At 73.7% G+C, this 16,635-nt stretch carries 23 protein-coding genes; 21 read left to right on the forward strand and 2 right to left on the reverse strand.

Annotated features, from left to right (window positions below):
* Window positions 1-4 precede the first annotated feature (4 nt).
* Complete coding sequence (locus OG286_RS35340; RefSeq protein ID WP_396323617.1) at window positions 5-286, reverse strand: hypothetical protein; 282 nt, start codon at window positions 284-286, stop codon at window positions 5-7.
* Between the two features lie 278 nt (window positions 287-564).
* Here OG286_RS35340 and OG286_RS35345 point away from each other — a divergent pair, with 278 nt between their 5' ends.
* From OG286_RS35345 to OG286_RS35400, 12 genes are all read left to right on the forward strand, one after another.
* The gene (locus OG286_RS35345; RefSeq protein ID WP_396323616.1) at window positions 565-900 is read left to right on the forward strand and encodes a DUF6059 family protein; all 336 of its coding nucleotides are present in this window, start codon (window positions 565-567) and stop codon (window positions 898-900) included.
* A gap of 156 nt (window positions 901-1,056) precedes the next feature.
* Window positions 1,057-2,886 carry a fatty acyl-AMP ligase gene (locus OG286_RS35350; protein WP_396323615.1) on the forward strand — a complete coding sequence of 610 codons (1,830 nt, stop codon included), beginning with the start codon at window positions 1,057-1,059 and terminating at the stop codon, window positions 2,884-2,886.
* Window positions 2,865-4,709, forward strand: a complete 1,845-nt coding sequence (locus tag OG286_RS35355; protein WP_396323614.1) for an acyl-CoA dehydrogenase — start codon at window positions 2,865-2,867, stop codon at window positions 4,707-4,709. The genes OG286_RS35350 and OG286_RS35355 overlap by 22 nt, the downstream gene beginning before the upstream one ends.
* A complete protein-coding gene (locus OG286_RS35360; protein WP_396323613.1) occupies window positions 4,709-5,026 on the forward strand; it encodes an acyl carrier protein in 318 nt (105 codons plus the stop codon). Before OG286_RS35355 ends, OG286_RS35360 begins: the two co-directional genes overlap by 1 nt.
* A complete protein-coding gene (locus OG286_RS35365; RefSeq protein WP_396323612.1) occupies window positions 5,023-5,346 on the forward strand; it encodes an acyl carrier protein in 324 nt (107 codons plus the stop codon). The genes OG286_RS35360 and OG286_RS35365 overlap by 4 nt, the downstream gene beginning before the upstream one ends.
* A 46-nt stretch (window positions 5,347-5,392) precedes the next feature.
* Window positions 5,393-6,217: a 4'-phosphopantetheinyl transferase family protein gene (locus OG286_RS35370; protein WP_405358768.1), complete on the forward strand. Its 825-nt coding sequence runs from the start codon at window positions 5,393-5,395 to the stop codon at window positions 6,215-6,217.
* 208 nt (window positions 6,218-6,425) lie between these two features.
* Entirely contained in the window at window positions 6,426-7,253 is an 828-nt protein-coding gene (locus tag OG286_RS35375; protein WP_396323610.1) for a BTAD domain-containing putative transcriptional regulator, read from the forward strand.
* A gap of 192 nt (window positions 7,254-7,445) precedes the next feature.
* Window positions 7,446-8,279 (forward strand): thioesterase II family protein, encoded by an 834-nt coding sequence (locus OG286_RS35380; RefSeq protein ID WP_396323609.1) that lies wholly within the window; start codon window positions 7,446-7,448, stop codon window positions 8,277-8,279.
* Between the two features lie 33 nt (window positions 8,280-8,312).
* Complete coding sequence (locus tag OG286_RS35385) at window positions 8,313-9,140, forward strand: BTAD domain-containing putative transcriptional regulator (protein ID WP_396323608.1); 828 nt, start codon at window positions 8,313-8,315, stop codon at window positions 9,138-9,140.
* A 33-nt stretch (window positions 9,141-9,173) separates the two neighbouring features.
* Entirely contained in the window at window positions 9,174-9,437 is a 264-nt protein-coding gene (locus OG286_RS35390; RefSeq protein WP_396323607.1) for an acyl carrier protein, read from the forward strand.
* Window positions 9,437-9,817, forward strand: coding sequence for a SchA/CurD-like domain-containing protein (locus OG286_RS35395; protein ID WP_396323606.1), 381 nt, complete (start codon window positions 9,437-9,439; stop codon window positions 9,815-9,817). Before OG286_RS35390 ends, OG286_RS35395 begins: the two co-directional genes overlap by 1 nt.
* A 34-nt stretch (window positions 9,818-9,851) precedes the next feature.
* A complete protein-coding gene (locus OG286_RS35400) occupies window positions 9,852-10,304 on the forward strand; it encodes a DUF1772 domain-containing protein (RefSeq protein ID WP_396323605.1) in 453 nt (150 codons plus the stop codon).
* Window positions 10,305-10,386: 82 nt separating this feature from the next.
* On the opposite strand, the gene OG286_RS35405 is transcribed toward OG286_RS35400, so the two are convergent.
* Entirely contained in the window at window positions 10,387-10,767 is a 381-nt protein-coding gene (locus OG286_RS35405) for a SchA/CurD-like domain-containing protein (protein WP_405358767.1), read from the reverse strand.
* 165 nt (window positions 10,768-10,932) lie between these two features.
* On the opposite strand from OG286_RS35405, the gene OG286_RS35410 reads away from it, so the two are divergent.
* The 9 genes from OG286_RS35410 to OG286_RS35450 are packed head-to-tail and all read left to right on the forward strand — an operon-like array spanning window position 10,933 to window position 16,583.
* The gene (locus OG286_RS35410; protein WP_396323603.1) at window positions 10,933-11,268 is read left to right on the forward strand and encodes a TcmI family type II polyketide cyclase; all 336 of its coding nucleotides are present in this window, start codon (window positions 10,933-10,935) and stop codon (window positions 11,266-11,268) included.
* The gene (locus OG286_RS35415) at window positions 11,265-11,714 is read left to right on the forward strand and encodes a cupin domain-containing protein (protein ID WP_396323602.1); all 450 of its coding nucleotides are present in this window, start codon (window positions 11,265-11,267) and stop codon (window positions 11,712-11,714) included. The genes OG286_RS35410 and OG286_RS35415 overlap by 4 nt, the downstream gene beginning before the upstream one ends.
* Window positions 11,711-12,994, forward strand: a complete 1,284-nt coding sequence (locus OG286_RS35420) for a beta-ketoacyl-[acyl-carrier-protein] synthase family protein (RefSeq protein ID WP_396323601.1) — start codon at window positions 11,711-11,713, stop codon at window positions 12,992-12,994. Before OG286_RS35415 ends, OG286_RS35420 begins: the two co-directional genes overlap by 4 nt.
* Before the next feature lie 2 nt (window positions 12,995-12,996).
* Window positions 12,997-14,220: a ketosynthase chain-length factor gene (locus OG286_RS35425; protein ID WP_396323600.1), complete on the forward strand. Its 1,224-nt coding sequence runs from the start codon at window positions 12,997-12,999 to the stop codon at window positions 14,218-14,220.
* Window positions 14,221-14,236: 16 nt separating this feature from the next.
* Entirely contained in the window at window positions 14,237-14,695 is a 459-nt protein-coding gene (locus tag OG286_RS35430) for an SRPBCC family protein (protein WP_396323599.1), read from the forward strand.
* 22 nt (window positions 14,696-14,717) lie between these two features.
* Window positions 14,718-15,179: an anthrone oxygenase family protein gene (locus tag OG286_RS35435; RefSeq protein WP_405358766.1), complete on the forward strand. Its 462-nt coding sequence runs from the start codon at window positions 14,718-14,720 to the stop codon at window positions 15,177-15,179.
* Between the two features lie 33 nt (window positions 15,180-15,212).
* Window positions 15,213-15,965 carry an SDR family NAD(P)-dependent oxidoreductase gene (locus OG286_RS35440; RefSeq protein WP_396323597.1) on the forward strand — a complete coding sequence of 251 codons (753 nt, stop codon included), beginning with the start codon at window positions 15,213-15,215 and terminating at the stop codon, window positions 15,963-15,965.
* On the forward strand, window positions 15,965-16,282 hold the full coding sequence (locus OG286_RS35445) for an antibiotic biosynthesis monooxygenase family protein (protein WP_396323596.1): 318 nt from the start codon (window positions 15,965-15,967) through the stop codon (window positions 16,280-16,282). The genes OG286_RS35440 and OG286_RS35445 overlap by 1 nt, the downstream gene beginning before the upstream one ends.
* On the forward strand, window positions 16,275-16,583 hold the full coding sequence (locus OG286_RS35450; protein WP_396323595.1) for an antibiotic biosynthesis monooxygenase family protein: 309 nt from the start codon (window positions 16,275-16,277) through the stop codon (window positions 16,581-16,583). Before OG286_RS35445 ends, OG286_RS35450 begins: the two co-directional genes overlap by 8 nt.
* The last annotated feature ends 52 nt before the right edge of the window (window positions 16,584-16,635 follow it).

Genomic DNA, 16,635 nt, shown 5'->3' on the forward strand with positions numbered 1-16,635 from the left:
GGAATCAGGCCTCCGCCCCGGCGAGGAGGGGCTCGAACTCGGCGTCCCGGATGCTCAGGCACAGTGCGGTCGCCGGAGCCTGGGCGGGCAGCAGGTCGAACAGCTCGGTCACCACGTCGAGTTCCTCGGCGAGCGGCAGCGCGGGCAGCGGCTCCCCGGGCACGGTCTGGATGCCGGCCTCGGCCAGCACCTGGGCGGGGTCGTCCTCGTACCGGTGGCGCAGACCGGGCTCGGTCCAGGCACGCAGGATGACCTCTGCGAAACGCCAGTCCTTGTCTATGGACATGATTTCCTCCGTTGAGATGGCGGTAGCGGGCCGCGGGACGGATGGGCGTCGGACCTGTGCTCAGGGAAGTAGTGAACGAAATCCGAGCGATCCTCGACCAGTGCCCGTGTCACCGCTTCGATGTGAGGAAGTCACGGCCGGATCGGGAGCCGTGCACTGGCCCGCGGCCCGCGCCGGTGGGATCGTCGGCAGGATGCCCACCTCCGGTACCGGTCCCGAGTCGTTCTCGAGGGTGGGATGGCACGCTCGCGGCCATCGACCGTCCGAGAGGAGGACGCATGAGGCACGAGATCACCGGCACAGAGCGGTGGTTGTCGGCATTTCTTCGGCCGCTGGCGATCCTGGGAGCGATGTACGGGTTCACTCCGCCGACGTACGCCCTGATGCACGTGCTGGGCCGCTCCGCTCCCGAGGCGGTGCCCGGCGCGGAGCCCGCCGTCCGTTCCGAGGCCGCCGACCGTCCGGAGCCGGCTGCCCCGGCCGCCTCGTCGAGCTCGCCCGGGCAGCACCACCCCGAGCAGGTGGTCCCCGATGTTCCGCTCAGCGAGACGGAGTTGATGATGGCCCGGCAGCTCGGGCGGATGCGCGTGCTGACCAGGCTGCGGGGCTGGTAGCGGCGGCGTGGCGGTCCTCGGGGCTTCGAGCGGCGCTTGAGCGGCCGTACGCATGCTCTGGCGCGTGCAGGCCAGCAGCCGTCCCGTGGCCAGTGGCGCGCAGGGCGGCCGGGGTGTGCGTGACGCTCCGTCGGACCAGATGTCATGGGGGTTGTGGTGGCCAGAGCTGCCGATTTCACCGAACTGCTGCTGCGCCGCGGCGAAGAGCTGGCGGACCGCGAGGTCTACCGCTTCGTCCACGGTGAGGGAGCCGGGCCCGGGCAGCCCGGTGCCGACCCGCTGGCGGGCCACGCGGTCACCTACGGGGAGCTGGACCGGGCGGCGAAACGTATCGCCTCGTGGCTGCAACAGGGGCAGCCGGCCGGCCAGCGGGTGGTGCTCTGCCACGGGGACAGCGCCGGGTTCGTCCCGGCCTTCCTCGGCTGCCTCTACGCCGCGGCGATCCCCGTCCCCGCGCCCCCGCCCAGCGGCACCCGGCAGTCGGACGACCGGCTCGCCGGCATCCTCAAGGACGCCGCCGCCGGCTACGTGCTCACCGACGCCGCGCACGGCCCGCTGGTCTCCCAACTGCTCGCGAACGCCGGGCAGTCGCACATCCCGTGCCTGGCCACCGACCGCCCCGACCTCGGCGACCCGGACGCCTGGGTGCGCCCGCCCGCCCGGCCGGATCAGCCCGTACTACTCCAGTACACCTCCGGCTCGGTCAGCGAACCCAAGGGCGTCGTGGTCGGCCACGCCAACCTGCTCGCCAACCAGCGCGCCATCCAACGGGCCCTCGGCACCACCGAGCACTCCCGGATCGGCGGCTGGCTCCCGTTCCACCACGACATGGGCCTGATCGGCCAGCTGCTCCACCCGCTCTACCTCGGCGCCGGCGCCGTCCTGCTCCCGCCGCTCACCTTCGCCCAGCGGCCCGTCCGCTGGCTCCAGATGATCGACCGCTACGGCGTCACCGTCTCCGGCGCGCCCGACTTCGGGTACCGGCTCTGCGTGCAGCGGGTCGGCGAGGAGCAGGCCGCCGCGCTCGACCTGAGCCGCTGGGAGGTCGCGGTCACCGGCGCGGAGTCGGTCCGGGCCGAGACCCTGGACGCCTTCACCGCCCGCTTCGCGCCGGCCGGGCTGCGCCCCGCCGCGCTGCGGCCCGGGTACGGGATGGCCGAGGCCACCCTGCTGGCCACCGTCGGCGGCCCCGCACCCCGGCCCGGGCGGCGGGAGGTGGACGCGGCGGCGCTCGCGGAGAACCGGGTGGTCGCGGCCGTGCCCGGAAGGGCCTCCCGCAGCTTCGTGTCGGTCGGCCGGCCGGCCGAGGGCCTGGAGGTGCTGATCGTCGACCCGGAGAGCACCGCCCCGCTGCCGGACGGCACGGTCGGCGAGATCTGGCTCCGCGGTGACGCCGTCGCCCAGGGCTACTGGAACCGCCACCTGGAGAGCACGGAGCTCTTCCACGCCCGGCCCTCCGGCGCCGGGCCGCAGCACGGCGGGGGCCATCTGCGCACCGGTGACCTCGGCTTCCTCGACGACGGCGAACTGTTCGTCGTCGGCCGGCTGAAGGAGCTGCTCATCGTCGCCGACCGCAACCTGCACCCGCAGGACATCGAGCAGCAGGTGCAGAAGCTCAGCGTGCTGTTCGGCTCCGGCGCCGCCTTCACCGTCGGCGCCGACCAGGACCAGGTGGTGGTCGTCCAGGAGGTCCGCACCGGGGGCGCCGAGGAGGAGCTGCCGGCCCTGGCCGGAGCCGTCCAGCGGTGCGTGGCCGAGGAGTTCGGCGTCGCCGTCGAGCAGGTGCTGCTGGTGCGCCCCGGCACCGTCCGGCGCACCACCAGCGGCAAGTTGCGGCGAACGGCGATGCGGCAGCTCTTCCTGACCGGCCGGATCAAGCCGCTGCACACCACGGTGGGCGAGGGCAGGCTGCTGACCATGCCCCAGCCACCGGCCACCGGTCCGGCCAGGGAAGGAGACGAAAGGTGCAGTCGCGCGGCGGGGTGAGCACGGGAGCGGCATCGGCGCCGGCGGCGGGGTTCCCGCCGCCCGGCGCCGCCGAGGCGGAGGTCCGGCGGCGGATCGCCGAGCTGGAACGGGCCTTCGGCGACCCGGACGACCCGCACAACCCGACCGGCAGTGCCGCGTTCCTCGCCGCCGACGCCCGGGAGGAGCCGCTCGCCGCCGCCGAGCTGCTGGTCGAGCGGTTCGGGCTGAACGACGAGTTCGTTCCCGCCGAGCTCGGCGGCCGGCTGACCGAGCTGGACAGCCTGGCCCGGGTCGTCCGCGCGGTGTTCCGCCGCGACGCGTCGCTCGGCCTCGGCTCCGGTGTCACCAGCTTCCAGGCGGCGGTGGCGGTCTGGGCGGCCGGCACCCCCGCCCAGCGCCGGACCGCCGCCCGGCTGCTGCACGCCGGCGGCCGGCTGGTCGTCGCCTACCCCGAACTGGCCCGCGGCAGCAGCTTCCTCGCCAACGAGCTCACCGCCACCGGGGCGCCTCCCGGCGGCGACGGCCCGGCCGGCCTCCGGCTGAGCGGCCGCAAGGAGGCCTTCGCCAACGTCGGCCGGGCCGACGCCCTGGTGCTGTTCGCGCGCACCGGCAGCGGCCGGGAGAGCCACTCCGCGCTGCTGGTCGAACGCGCCGAGCTGCCCGCCGGAGCGGCCACCGCCCTGCCCCGGCAGCGCACCCTCGGGGTCCGGGGCTGCCTGGTCGACGGCATCGAGTTCGCCGACTGCCCGGTGCCCGGCGGCGCCCTGCTCGGCGGCCCCGGCCGCGGCCTCGAACTCGCCCTGCGGGTCTTCCCCCTGATCCGCAGCGTCGGCCCGTCGGTGGCGCTCGGCAGCGCCGACACCGCGCTGCGCACCGCCGTCGCCTGCGCCGTCGACCGCGGCGTGGCCGAGGAGCGCCCCGACGACGGCGACGGCCGGCAGCGGGTCTCGCACGCCCGCACCACCCTGGCCGGCGCCTTCGTCGACCTGCTGATGTGCGACTGCCTGGCGCTGGTCGCCACCCGCGCGGCCCACCTGGCCCCGGCCGGGACCGCGCTCTACGCGGCGGCCGTCAAGTACCTGCTGCCGCAACTGCTCACCGACACCGCGTACGAGCTCTCCACCCTGCTCGGCGCCGAGTTCCACGATCCGGCCGGAGCGTACGGGGAGTTCCCGAAGAACGTCCGCGATCTCCCGATGATCGGCCTCGGCGCGGCCGGTTCGGCCGCCTGCCGGGCCACCGTCGTCCCCCAACTGCCGCGACTGGCCGCGCAGTCGTGGTTCACCGAGGGCGGGGCGCCGGACGCGCTCTTCCGCTTGGAGGCGGGCGGACTTCCACCGCTGGACCTCGGCCTGATCGGCCCGGCGGCCACCGGCGACCCGCTCGCCGGCTCCCTGCCCGCCTCCGCCGCGGCCCTGGAGCGCGAGGCGCCCGACCCGGAACTCGCCGTGCTGGCACGGCTGTTCGTCGACGAGCTGGCCGCCCTGCGCGACGGCTGCGCCGCACTCGACCGGGACGGCCGCCCCGCCCTCGCCGACCCACGCGGCCACGCCCTCGCGGACCGGTACGCCCTGCTGCTCACCGCCGCCGCCTGCCTCGGCGTCTGGCGCGGGCAGCGGGAGGCCGGGCAGGGGTTCCTGGCGGGCACCGGCTGGATCGCCGCGGCCCTCACCAGGCTGCTGCGCCGGCTCGGCACCGCCACCCCGAAGAGCGCCGCGGACCACGACGGACCGCTGCTCGCCGAAGTCCTGCGGCGCTACCGCGGGCGCCGCAGCTACGACCTGTACGACACGCCACTGGCCGGTGGCACGCCCACCCTCCGAGGAGACGGGGACAGCTGATGACAACCGGAACGACAGACTGGCAGTCGCTGGTGATCACCGCGGTCGACGGCACCGAGTACGAGCTGTACGGCTGGCTCACCGCCCGGCTCCGCGACCACCTGCCGGGCGACGCCCCCGTCGAACCCGACGTGCCGCTGACCGAGTACGGCCTGGACGCGGTCGTCGCCCTCGCCCTGTACGGCGAGATCGAGGAGCTCTTCGCGCTCGGCCTCGATCCCGGCACGGTCTACCGCTTCGCCACCGTCGACGAGCTCGCCGTCCACCTCGGCGGCCTCGCCGCCGCCCGCCCGTCCGGCCCGGCGGCCCGCTCATGACCACTCCGACCACCACCGCGCCCGCCTCCGTCACGCTGCGCCTGCAGGCCGTCCTGCTCGCCGCGGCCGACGAGCTCACACCGGACCTGCTCCAGCCCGAGCCGGGCGGCCCCTGCGAGGACGAGCTGGACGAGGAACTCCAGCTGGCCGACGACCTCGGCTTCGACTCGGTGATGCTGATGAGCCTCAAGGCCTCGCTGGAGGAGCACTTCCCCGAGCTCGGCGGGCTCTCCATGCCGGAGGTGCTGCCCAGCCTGCACACCGTCGGCACGCTGCTGGAGTACCTGAACCGGCGGCTGGCACCGGCCGGGGCGGCCTGAGATGGCCCGCTCGCTGGAACCGGCGCCCGACGCACGGACCGGGCGGGTGTTTGCCCACCCGGTCCAGGCCCGCGGGCCGGACGGGCCGTGGGACGAGCTGCGCGAGGCGATGGAACGGCACGGCAGCGCCCTCGTGCACGCCCGGATGGAGGACTGGCTGCCCGGGGACCTCGCCGACCCCCGGCTCCCGGAGCAACTGGGGCCCGACCACGCGCGGTTCCGGCGGATGCGGCACCCGGCCGTCCGGGCCCGGTTCGTCGCCTCCCGGATGATGCTCAAGCACACCGCCGGCGCCGTCGTCGGCGAACCCCCGCAGGCCCTGGAGCTGGCCTACAAGCTCGGCGGCCGTCCGTACCTGCGGGGCTTCGGCCAGCTGGACCTGAGCCTGAGCCACACCGCGGACCTGCTGGTCCTCGGGCTCACCCGGCGCGGCTGGATCGGCGTGGACGCCGAGCTCACCGACCGGCAGATGACCGGCCTGGGCACCGAACCCCAGATGTGCACGCGCCACGAGCAGGAGGAGCTGGACCGCATGCCCGAGGAGGAGCGCAACAGCGCGCTCGTCCGGCTCTGGACCCTCAAGGAGGCCTACAGCAAGGCCATCGGCCAGGGCATGCGGTTCCGCTTCACCGAGTTCGGCTTCGGACCGCGGGACCGGCAGGCCGGCGAGGTCCGGCTGCCCGACGGCTCCCCCGGCACCGGAGCCGAGTGGGCCTTCCACACCTGTGTGATCCAACAGCGCTACACCGTCAGCCTCGCGCTCTGCGACACCGGCTTCGGCCAGACCGGGGACGGCGTGGACGCCCTGCGGGTGGCGGGAGACCTCCTCGCCGAACTCACCGGGGGACCGGCCGCCCGCACCCCAAGCTGACCCTGCCATCATCCACCCGGCGGCCGGCCCGCCACCAGTGCGGCCGTCACCCGGCGGCCGTGAGAATCTCACAGCACGTCAAGGCGGTTACTTCCTGTCCGATTCCTGAAGATCTCACTGTCATGGCGGCTCTCCCTCGTGTCACGATCCAGAATGACCGGACGCATCCCGCAGCCCGGCATCGCGGAGAGATGGGGGAAGTCCTCGGATGGAAATTCAGGTGCTCGGCCCGCTGACCGCCGCCGCCTCGGGTCTGTCCATCGTCCCGACGGCGGCCAAGCCGCGCCAGATCCTGGCGCTGCTCGCGCTCAACGCCAACCGGATCGTCTCCGTTCCCCAGCTGATGGAGGAGCTGTGGGGCGCCGACCTGCCGCGCAGCGCCACCACCACGCTCCAGACGTACATCCTCCAGCTGCGCCGCAAGCTCCGTGCGGCCGCGGTGAAGAGCGGGGAGCCCCTCTGCGCCGAGCGGACCCTCGCCACCCGGCACGGCGGCTACGTCCTGGAGGTGCCGCCGGGCGCGGTGGACGCCCACGAGTTCGACCGGCTGACCGCGGCCGGCCACGCGGCCTTCGCGGTCGGGGACATGGAGGCCGCTGCCAGCCTGCTGGGCGCGGCTTCCGCGCTCTGGCGCGGACCGGTGCTGGTCGACGTCCGGCACGGTCACCAGCTCGCCATCGAGGCCACCCGGCTGGAGGAGTGCCGGATCGGCGTCCTGGAGCGGCGCATCCGCGCCGACCTGCGGCTCGGCCGCCACCACGAGGTGATCGGCGAACTGTCGGCACTCACCGGCCACCACCCGCTGGACGAGGCGCTGCACGCCCACCTCATCGTCGCCCTGTACCGCGCCGGGCGGGCTCCTCGCGCGCTGGAGGTGTACCAGAAGCTGCGCGACACCCTGATCGACGAGCTCGGGCTGGAGCCGTCGGGACAGCTCCAGCTGCTCCAGCGGGCCATCCTGCGGGGTGAACCGCTGGACGAGTACGGGCCGGAGGCCGCCGCCCCGCTGCTGCGCGGCGGCCGGCTGGTGGGCTGAGCCCGCCGCAGACCCCGGGGCCCGCCCCCGGACACCCGTCCGCCCGGCGGCACGGTGGGTCCGGGGGCGGGCCCCGGGGGGCTCCGGGCCTTCCGTCGCCGCTCCAGCCCACGTCCAGCGACCTTCCAGAGCCGCTGGCCACCATCGTCGGGCACCGCCGTCCGGTGGTGCAGCTGGAGCGATGGAGGCCGCGTGAACCAGTACGTAGCAGCCGGACCGCGGCCCGGGGCACCCCTTCGGCTGATCTGCTTCCACCACGCCGGGGCCGGCGCGCTGACCTTCGCCGGCTGGTCCGCCCGGATCGGGCCGCTGGTCTCGGTGGTGCCGGTCCGGCTGCCCGGCCGCGAGACCAGGCTGGGCGAGGACCGGATCACCGACGTGGACCGGCTCTTCCGGGAGCTCGACGAACACCTCGGCCCGCTGCTCGACGAGGGCCCCTACGCCTTCTACGGGCACAGCCTCGGCGCGCTCGTCGCCCACCGGTTCGCCGGTCACCGGATCGACTCGGGGCGGCGGGCCCCCGCCGGGGTCCTGGTGGGCGCCTGTATGGCTCCCCATCTGCCGAACCCGCTGATCTCGGCCGCGGACGCCGACGACACCCGGCTGCTGGGCCTGCTCTCCGGCCTCGGCGGGGTGCCCGAGGAACTGCTCGCCCGCCCGGCCTGGCTGCGCGGGATGCTCGCCACCACCCGCGCCGACCTCGTCCTCGGCCGCGCGCTGAGGGAAGGCGCCACCGCGCCGCTGCCCTGCCCGATCTGGGCGTTCGCCGGGGCGGAGGACAGGATCGCCACCCCCACGGCGGTCGCCGCCTGGGAGCGGTGGACCACCTCGGCCTTCCACCTCCGCACCCTGGCCGGCGGCCACTTCTTCGTCCGCGACGGCGAACTGCCACGGCTGCTGGGCGAGTTGCTCGACCCGTCGGTGGTACTCGCGGCCGAGCACCGGGAAACTCCACGCACGTTCGAACCTCTCGGTGCCGGCACCGCCCGGGATGGCATCCGCGGGCTCCGCAGCGCCGGTGAGTGAACAGAGCATCCCAACCCTGAAGGGAGAGGCGATATGGATATCGGCCTGCTCGGCCCGCTGAGGGTCGACCAGTCGGGGGTGTCCATCGTTCCGACGGCGGGCAAGCCACGGAAGGTCCTGGCCCTGTTGGCCTGCCGGGCCGACCGGCTGGTGTCGGTGGAAGCACTGATCGAGGAGGTCTGGGGCGAACACCCCCCACGCAGCGTCCAGACCACCCTCCAGACCTACGTCCTCCAGCTGCGCGGCTGCATCGCGGCCGCGCTGGACGGGCCGGCCCCCGTCGGCCTGCCGCTCGGCGCCAAGAGCGTCCTGGTCACCGAGGCCGGCGGCTACCTGCTGGACACCCAGGGCGGCACCCTGGACAGCACCGAGTTCGCCCTGCTCTGCCGCCGCGGACACCGGGCGATGGACGTCGGGGACCACGTCACCGCCTCCGCCACCTTCCGCAAGGCGCTCGAACTCTGGCGCGGACCGGCCCTGGTGGACGTCCAGTGCGGGCTGCTGCTGGAGGCCGAGGCGCGCTCCCTGGAGGAGTCCCGGCTGAGCATCCTCGGCCGCCGGATCGAGGCCGACCTGAGGCTCGGCCGCCACCACGAACTGGTCGGGGAGCTCTCCGGCCTCTGCGCCCAGTACCCGCTGCACGAGGGGCTCCAGGGCCAGTTGATGATCGCCCTCTACCGCTCCGGGCGCCGCTCCACCGCCCTCGAGGCCTACCAGCGGCTGCGCACCGTGCTCAGCCGGGAACTCGGCCTGGACCCGTCCCCGGAGCTTCGCGAACTCCAGAGCGCCCTGCTGGACGCCGACCCCGGCCTCGACCTGGTCGGCACCGTCACCCCGGGCCGGCTGCTGCGCGCGATCTGACCGACCGTCACCACCCCACGAGAGAGGCATACGATGAGCGAGTTCTCCCTGTCCGAGCTCACCGGCAAGCTGCGCGACTGCGCCGGCGAGGCCGAGGGCTACGACCTGGACACCGACGACGTCACCGACGTACCGTTCCTCGAACTCGGCTACGACTCGCTGGCGCTGCTCCAGGTCACCGGAGTGCTCAAGCGCGAGCGCGGGATCGTGATCCCGGACGACGAGGTGATCGCGGCCGAGACCCCCCGGGTGCTCCTCGACCTGATCAACCACAGCCTCGCCACGCGGGCCGCCTGATGCCGTACGCAGCCATCACCTACCGCGTCAAGCCGGGCCACGAGGACGAGATCGCCGCGATCTTCGCCTCGTTCCAGCGGGTCGACACCCCCGACTACGCCGCCGCCGACGGCAGCGAGGCCGGGCGGCTGCTCGGCACCGGCGTCTTCATCAAGGACGACGTCCTGATCCGGGTCATCCACTACGAGGGCGAGTTCGCCGCCGTCGGCCGGCACATGGCCGCCCAGCGGGGCGTCCATCTGCTGGAGGAGAAGCTCGCCCCCTACCTCGCCGAGGAGCGGGACACCACCAGTGCCGAGGGCTTCGCCGCGTACTTCCGCAACGCACTGATGCGCTCGATCTCCCAGCTCACCGTGGACACCCACCCGAACCGGGCCTGACCGCCCCGGTCACCCGAGGAAAGGCGGCCCCACCATGACCACGGCACTGGGCGTCCTCGCGCTGCTCGGCAGCGGAGTCACCGCCGGAGTGCTCTTCGCCGTCGCGCTGAGCGTGCTCCCCGCGCTCTTCGCGATGCCCACCAGCACCTACGTGTACGCCCATCAGCTGCTCGGGCGGAACTGGGATCCGACCATGCCGGCCATCGTGCTGGGATCCACCCTGGCGGACGTCCTCTGGGCGCTCCTCGGCGGCTCCGCCGTCCGGGCCGCGGCCGTGACCGCGGCGGTCCTGCTGCTGGGCGTCTCGGCCGTGTCCCACCTGTGCAACGTCCCGATCAACCGGCGGGTCAAGGCGGTCGAGGACCCGCAGCGACTCCCCGCCGACTGGACCGACCCGCGCCCGCTCTGGCGGCGCTGGCACCTGCTGCGCACCACCCTCGCGGTGGCCGCACTGATCGCCAACACCGTTGCAGCACTCGGAAGATGAGCGGAGAAGGGCCGGGCCGGCCTCCCCACGGGGAGACCGGCCCGGCCCTTGTTCCGGGGCGGCGCGGCGCGGCGCCGCCCGGTCAGGATGCGGGCGCCGTGTCCCTGACCGAGATCTGCGCGACCGTCCGCAGCAGGCTGCGCCGGAAGGTCGCCACGAACCCCTCGACCGTGTCGGTGTCCCGGAGCCGGCTCAGGTACGGCTTGAGCCTGAGCTCCACCTCGCGCACCCCCGGCTGGCCGGCCATGTGCCGGGCCACCGCGTCCAGATCACCCTGGTACTCGATCACCCGCACCAGGGTGTCGTCCCGGATGAACACGGCGGTGGCCAGGATCCGGCCGGCCTCCTCACCGCTCTCCGTGCGGACCCGGTCCGACCTCACCCGGCGGAAACTGCCGAAGATCTCGGTGAGTTCGGCCTCGAAGCCCGGCTTGATGTCGTACGTGATGGCGGCGAACGGCATGGGTGGCTCCTGCGTGTGCGGTGGGCGGTGAACGCCCCAAGGCCACCACCGGCGGCTCGTATTCTCCTCAAGTCCCTTGCCTGGACGGCCTCTTGAGCCTGGCTCCAGTTGCCGCTGCAACAGTCCGGCGTGTCGGAAGGGCACCCCAGCGGCAGGAGGACAGCAATGCACCGAACCCTCATCGTGGCGAAGTTGCAGCCGGGCAAGGCGGACGACATCGCGGGCATCTTCGGCGACTCGGACGCCACCGAACTGCCCCACCTGGTCGGTGTCTCCCGGCGCACCCTGTTCCGGTTCCACGACCTCTACTTCCACCTGGTCGAGGCCGACCAGGACATCACGCCCGATCTCTACCGGGCCCGCAGCCACCCGCTCTACGAGGAGATCAACACCCGGCTGGCCGCCTGCGTGAACCCGTACGACCCGAACTGGAAGGAGCCCAAGGACGCCATGGCGACCCCCTTCTACGTGTGGACCAAGGACGAGGGGCGGATCCAGTGACCACCGAGACCGACCGCGACACCATCACCCGCACCGTCAAGGTCTCCGCCGACCAGGTCGAGGCCAACGTCAAGCGCGGCGGCGACATCCGGGTGACCCTCAGCCCCAAGACCGTCGGCTGCACCTCCGGCTTCGGCGGCGTGCTGCGCCTCGCCCCCGGGGACCACGTCACCGAGCACTACCACCCCTACTCCGAGGAGTTCATCCACGTCGTCTCCGGCGTGCTGGAGATGACCCTGGACGGCCAGACGGTCGCCCTCGGCGCCGGGGACTCGCTGCTGGTGCCGATCGGCGTCCGGCACCGGCTCGTCAACACCGGTGAGACCACCGCGAACTGCGCCTTCCACCTGTCGCCGCTCGCGCCGCGCCCCGAACTCGGCCACGTGGACACCGAGCCGGCCCAGCACCCGGCGGCCGCCAACCCGCAGGTGGGCGGTTCCCGATGACCGCCGAACGGCGGGCGGTGATCACGGGGATCGGCGTGGTGGCGCCCGGCGGGGTCGGCCGGGAGGCGTTCTGGCAGCTGCTCACCGAGGGCCGCACCGCCACCCGGCGGCTCAGCCTCTTCGACCCGGCCGGGTTCCGCTCGAAGGTCGCCGCCGAGGTGGACTTCGACCCGGCCGCGGCCGGCCTGGAGGCCCGCGAGATCCGGCGGATGGACCGGGCCGCCCAGTTCGCCGTCGTCTCCGCCCGCGAGGCGATCGCCGACAGCGGCCTCGACCTGGCCACTGTCCGGCCGGAGCGGATCGCCGTCGGCGTGGGCAGCGCCGTCGGCTGCACCATGGGCCTGGAGGAGGAGTACCTCGTCCTCAGCGACCGCGGCCGGCAGTGGCTCGTCGACCACACCTACGGCGTCCCGCACCTCTACGGCTACATGGTGCCGTCCACACTCGCCGTGGAGGTCGCCTGGGCGGCCGGCGCCGAGGGCCCGGTCTCGCTGGTCTCCACCGGCTGCACCTCGGGCATCGACGCCGTCGCGCACGCCGTCCAGCTGATCGAGGAGGGGAGCGCCGACGTCGCGCTGGCCGGCGCCACCGACGCGCCGATCTCGCCGATCAGCGCCGCCTGCTTCGACGCGATCCGGGCCACCACCGCCCACAACGACGACCCCGAACACGCCTCCCGGCCGTTCGACCGGGACCGGGCCGGCTTCGTGCTCGGCGAGGGCTCCGCCGTCCTGGTCCTGGAGGAGAAGGCCGCCGCCGAGGCACGCGGCGCCCACGTGTACGGCGAGATCGTCGGCAGCGCCGGGCGCAGCAACGCCCACCACATGACCGGCCTCAAGCGGGACGGCCGGGAGATGGCCGAGGCCATCTCGGTCGCCCTCGACCGGGCCCGGCTCGACCCCACCGCCGTCGACTACATCAACGCGCACGGCTCCGGCACCCAGCAGAACGACCGGCACGAGACCGCGGCGTTCAAGCGCGCACTCGGCGACCACGCCTACGACATCCCGGTCAGCTCCATCAAGTCGATGATCGGGCACTCGCTCGGCGCGATCGGCTCGATCGAGGTCGCCGCCTGCGCACTGGCCCTGGACCGGCAGGTCGTGCCGCCCACCGCCAACCTGCACAACGCCGACCCGCACTGCGACCTGGACTACGTCCCGCTGACCGCCCGTGAGCACCGCACCGACGTGGTGCTCACCGTCGGCAGCGGATTCGGCGGCTTCCAGAGCGCGATGGTCCTGGCCCGGCCCGGCGCGGCCGGCCACGGGAGGAGCTGACCATGCCCGCCGACGACCAGCCCCCGGTGATCACCGGCATCGGGATCACCGCCCCCACCGGCATCGGCGTCGAGGCCCACTGGGCCGCCGTCCTGGCCGGCAAGTCCGGCATCGAACGGATCACCCGCTTCGACCCCGAGCCCTACCCCGTCCGGTTCGCCGGCGAGGTCACCGGCTTCAGCGCCGCCGACACGGTGTCCAGCCGGCTCATCCCGCAGACCGACCACTGGACCCACCTCGCGCTCGCCGCCTCCGAGGCCGCCCTCGCCGACGCCGGCGTCGACCCGGCTGCGCTCCCCGAGTACGAGATGGCCGTCGTCACCGCCAGCTCCTCCGGTGGCACCGAGTTCGGCCAGCACGAGATGGAGGCGCTCTACCAGCACGAACCCGAATGGGTCGGCGCGTACCAGTCGATCGCCTGGTTCTACGCCGCCACGACGGGCCAGATCTCCATCCGGCACAAGCTGCGCGGCCCGTGCGGCGTGCTCTGCGCCGAACAGGCGGGCGGGCTCGACGTCATCGGCCAGGCCCGCCGGCTCACCCGCAGGGACGCCCGGCTGGTCGTCACCGGCGGCACCGACGCCTCGCTCTGCCCGTACGGGTTCGCCGCCCAGCTCTCCACCGGCAAGCTCTCCACCGTGCCCGACCCGGCCCGCGCCTACCTGCCGTTCGACCGCTCCGCAGCCGGCTACCTGCCCGGCGAGGGCGGTGCGATCCTCGTCATGGAACGGGCCGCCACGGCCGACGAGCGCGGCGCCGGACAGCGCTACGGACGGGTGCTCGGCTACGCGGCCGGCTTCGACCCCGCGCCCGGCTCCGGCCGCCCGCCCGCTCTGCGCCGCACCGTCGAGGCCGCGCTCGCCGACGCCCGGCTCACCGCCGGGGACATCGACGTGGTCTTCGCCGACGCCGCGGGGACCCCGGCCGAGGACCTCGCCGAGGCCCGGGCGATCAGCGGGGTCTTCGGCCCCCGCGCCGTACCGGTCACCGCCCCCAAGGTGCTCACCGGCCGGCTCTACGGCGGCGGCGCGCCGCTGGACGTCGCCACCGCACTGCTCGCCCTGCGCGACGGCGTCATCCCCCACACCCCCGGCGTCGAGGCGCTCGCCCCCGGCTGCGACCTCGACCTCGTCACCGACGAACCCCGGACCGGCCCGCTCCGGCACGCCCTGGTGCTGGCCCGCGGCCACGGCGGGTTCGCCTCGGCCCTGATCCTCGGACGCTGACGGAAGGAGACCCGCCATGGCCGGTCACACCGACAACTCGATCGTCATCGACGCCCCCCTGGAGACCGTCTGGGAGATCACCAACGACCTGGAGAACTGGCCGCGGCTGTTCAGCGAGTACGCCTCCGCCGAGGTGCTCGAACGCGACGGCGCCACCGTCACCTTCCGGCTCACCATGCACCCCGACGAGAACGGCGCGGTGTGGAGCTGGGTCTCCCGGCGCACCCCCGACCCGCTGACCCGCACCGTCACGGCTCACCGGGTCGAGACCGGTCCGTTCGAGTACATGGACATCCGCTGGGAGTACACGGAGGAGGCGGCCGGCGTCCGGATGCGCTGGATCCAGGACTTCCACATGAAGCCGCAGGCCCCGGTCGACGACGCGGCCATGACCGACCGGCTCAACCGCAACACCGCCGTCCAGATGGACCTGATCAAGGGCAAGGTCGAGGCCGCCGCCCGCGCCCGCGCCTGACACCCCGGGAAAGGGACCTCCGGTGACCGCACTGCTCGCCCCGCTGGTGGTACTGCTCAACGGCCTCGCCGCCGGGGTGCTCCTGGGCACCCAGCTCGGCGGCTGGCCGCTGCTGGCCGCGCTGCCACCGGACCGCTACGTGCACGCCCACGCGTTCTTCGCCACCCGCTACGACCCGTTGATGCCGATCTGCCTGGTCGGCACCCTGGCCGGTGACCTGGCGCTGGCCGCCGGCGGCTCCGGCACCGCCGCCCGGCTGCTCTGCCTGGCGGCCGCGGCACTCGCCGCCGTCACCATCGCCATCTCGCTCACCAAGAACGTCCCGGTCAACAAGTGGATCCAGGGCATCGACCCGGACAACCTGCCGGACAACTTCGCCGACCTCGACCCGCGCGCGGTCTGGGGGCCGTGGAACCGCAGGCGCAGCCTGCTCGCCATCCTCGCCTTCGTCGCCAACTGCGCAGCGCTGGCCGCCCTGCTCTGACCACCGACCCCCACAGCCACACGGAGGAAGACCATGAATCTGGCCCTGGAGGGCAAGAAGGCCCTCGTCACCGGCGGTACCCGAGGCGTCGGCCGGGGCATCGTGCTCGCCCTCGCCCGGGCCGGCGTCGATGTCGTGACCTGCTACCAGCAGCAGAGCGACTACGTCGGCTCGCTGGAGCGCGAGTTGAAGGAGACCGGCGGCAACCACCTGGTGCTGCGGGCCGACGTGACCCGGCCCGAGGAGGTCGCCGACCTGGTGGCGCGCGCCGGCGAGGCGTACGGCCGGCTCGACCTGGTCGTCAACAACGCCGGGGCGATCAGCCACATCCCGTACGCCGAGCTGCCGCTGGAGGAGTTCCAGCGGGTCTTCACCACCAACGTCACCGCCGCGCACCTGGTGATCCAGCACGCGCTGCCGCTGCTGCACGGCGGCTCCTCGGTGGTGAGCATCGGCTCCAAGGCGGTCGACGCGGGCATCCCGCTGCGCTCCCACTACACCGCCACCAAGGCCGCGCTGGTCGGGCTGAACCGCTCGCTGGCCAAGGAGTTCGGCGCCAGGGGCATCCGGTTCAACGTGGTCGCGCTCGGCGTGGTGGAGACCGAGAACCTGTACCGGATGCCGCAGGAGCAGCAGCAGGTGATGGTCGAGCGGTACAGCGCCAAGACCGCGCTCGGCCGGCTCGGCACCCCGGAGGAGGTGGCCGGCGCCGTCCTCTGGCTCGCCAGCGACCTCTCCCGCTACGTCACCGGCTCGACCGTCAGCGTGGACGGGGGGATCTCCTGATGACGTTCCGGGTCATGCTGCGGATGGAGATCTGGCCCGAGGCCGAGACCGCGTTCGTCGAGGAGTGGCACCGCGGCACCGAAGCCGTCACCGGCCACCCCGCCAACCTCGGCCAGTGGCTGTCCAAGGACAGCCACCAGGACAGGGTCTACTGGATCGTCAGCGACTGGCTGGACGAGCCGCGCTTCCGTGAGTTCGAGGAGAGCCAGGCCCACCTGGAGCACCGGGCCCGGCTGTACCCGTACCGCAGCGGCGCGTCCTTCCACACCATGGAGGTGGTCTCGCACATCCGGGGCCGGGCGGCCGCCCATGCCTGAGGTGCGTGTCCTGGTCTACCAGATCGCGCGCGACGAGGAGGAGTTGGCGGCCGTCCGGGCCGCCTACCACCAGGTGAGCCGGCGACTGGCCGCGGTGCCCGGGATGCTCGGGAACGAACTGCTGCGGCAGAACCACGACCCGTCCTCGCTGGTCGTGGTCAGCCGCTGGGAGAGCTGGTCCGCGTTCGAGGCGTGGGAGCGCGGTGCGGGCCACCGCGACGACACCGCGCCGCTGCGGCCCTTCCGGGACAACCGGACCGGCACCCCCTTCGCGATCTACCAGGTCGACGCGGCGTACTGACCGCCGCCCCGAACCGCTGTCCCCGGCGCTCACCCCCGGTGCCGGGGACAGC

Origin of the sequence: Kitasatospora sp. NBC_00039, assembly GCF_045160625.1 — a bacterium.
Lineage (GTDB): Bacteria > Actinomycetota > Actinomycetes > Streptomycetales > Streptomycetaceae > Kitasatospora.

Excerpts from the sequence above, each read along its gene's own strand:
- OG286_RS35340 (WP_396323617.1), bottom strand. The coding sequence starts at position 286 with ATGTCCATAGACAAGGACTGGCGTTTCGCAGAGGTCATCCTGCGTGCC.
- OG286_RS35345 (WP_396323616.1), top strand. The coding sequence starts at position 565 with ATGAGGCACGAGATCACCGGCACAGAGCGGTGGTTGTCGGCATTTCTT.
- OG286_RS35360 (WP_396323613.1), top strand. The coding sequence starts at position 4,709 with ATGACAACCGGAACGACAGACTGGCAGTCGCTGGTGATCACCGCGGTC.
- OG286_RS35365 (WP_396323612.1), top strand. The coding sequence starts at position 5,023 with ATGACCACTCCGACCACCACCGCGCCCGCCTCCGTCACGCTGCGCCTG.
- OG286_RS35375 (WP_396323610.1), top strand. The coding sequence starts at position 6,426 with ATGGAAATTCAGGTGCTCGGCCCGCTGACCGCCGCCGCCTCGGGTCTG.
- OG286_RS35385 (WP_396323608.1), top strand. The coding sequence starts at position 8,313 with ATGGATATCGGCCTGCTCGGCCCGCTGAGGGTCGACCAGTCGGGGGTG.
- OG286_RS35390 (WP_396323607.1), top strand. The coding sequence starts at position 9,174 with ATGAGCGAGTTCTCCCTGTCCGAGCTCACCGGCAAGCTGCGCGACTGC.
- OG286_RS35395 (WP_396323606.1), top strand. The coding sequence starts at position 9,437 with ATGCCGTACGCAGCCATCACCTACCGCGTCAAGCCGGGCCACGAGGAC.
- OG286_RS35400 (WP_396323605.1), top strand. The coding sequence starts at position 9,852 with ATGACCACGGCACTGGGCGTCCTCGCGCTGCTCGGCAGCGGAGTCACC.
- OG286_RS35405 (WP_405358767.1), bottom strand. The coding sequence starts at position 10,767 with ATGCCGTTCGCCGCCATCACGTACGACATCAAGCCGGGCTTCGAGGCC.
- OG286_RS35410 (WP_396323603.1), top strand. The coding sequence starts at position 10,933 with ATGCACCGAACCCTCATCGTGGCGAAGTTGCAGCCGGGCAAGGCGGAC.
- OG286_RS35420 (WP_396323601.1), top strand. The coding sequence starts at position 11,711 with ATGACCGCCGAACGGCGGGCGGTGATCACGGGGATCGGCGTGGTGGCG.
- OG286_RS35425 (WP_396323600.1), top strand. The coding sequence starts at position 12,997 with ATGCCCGCCGACGACCAGCCCCCGGTGATCACCGGCATCGGGATCACC.
- OG286_RS35430 (WP_396323599.1), top strand. The coding sequence starts at position 14,237 with ATGGCCGGTCACACCGACAACTCGATCGTCATCGACGCCCCCCTGGAG.
- OG286_RS35440 (WP_396323597.1), top strand. The coding sequence starts at position 15,213 with ATGAATCTGGCCCTGGAGGGCAAGAAGGCCCTCGTCACCGGCGGTACC.
- OG286_RS35445 (WP_396323596.1), top strand. The coding sequence starts at position 15,965 with ATGACGTTCCGGGTCATGCTGCGGATGGAGATCTGGCCCGAGGCCGAG.
- OG286_RS35450 (WP_396323595.1), top strand. The coding sequence starts at position 16,275 with ATGCCTGAGGTGCGTGTCCTGGTCTACCAGATCGCGCGCGACGAGGAG.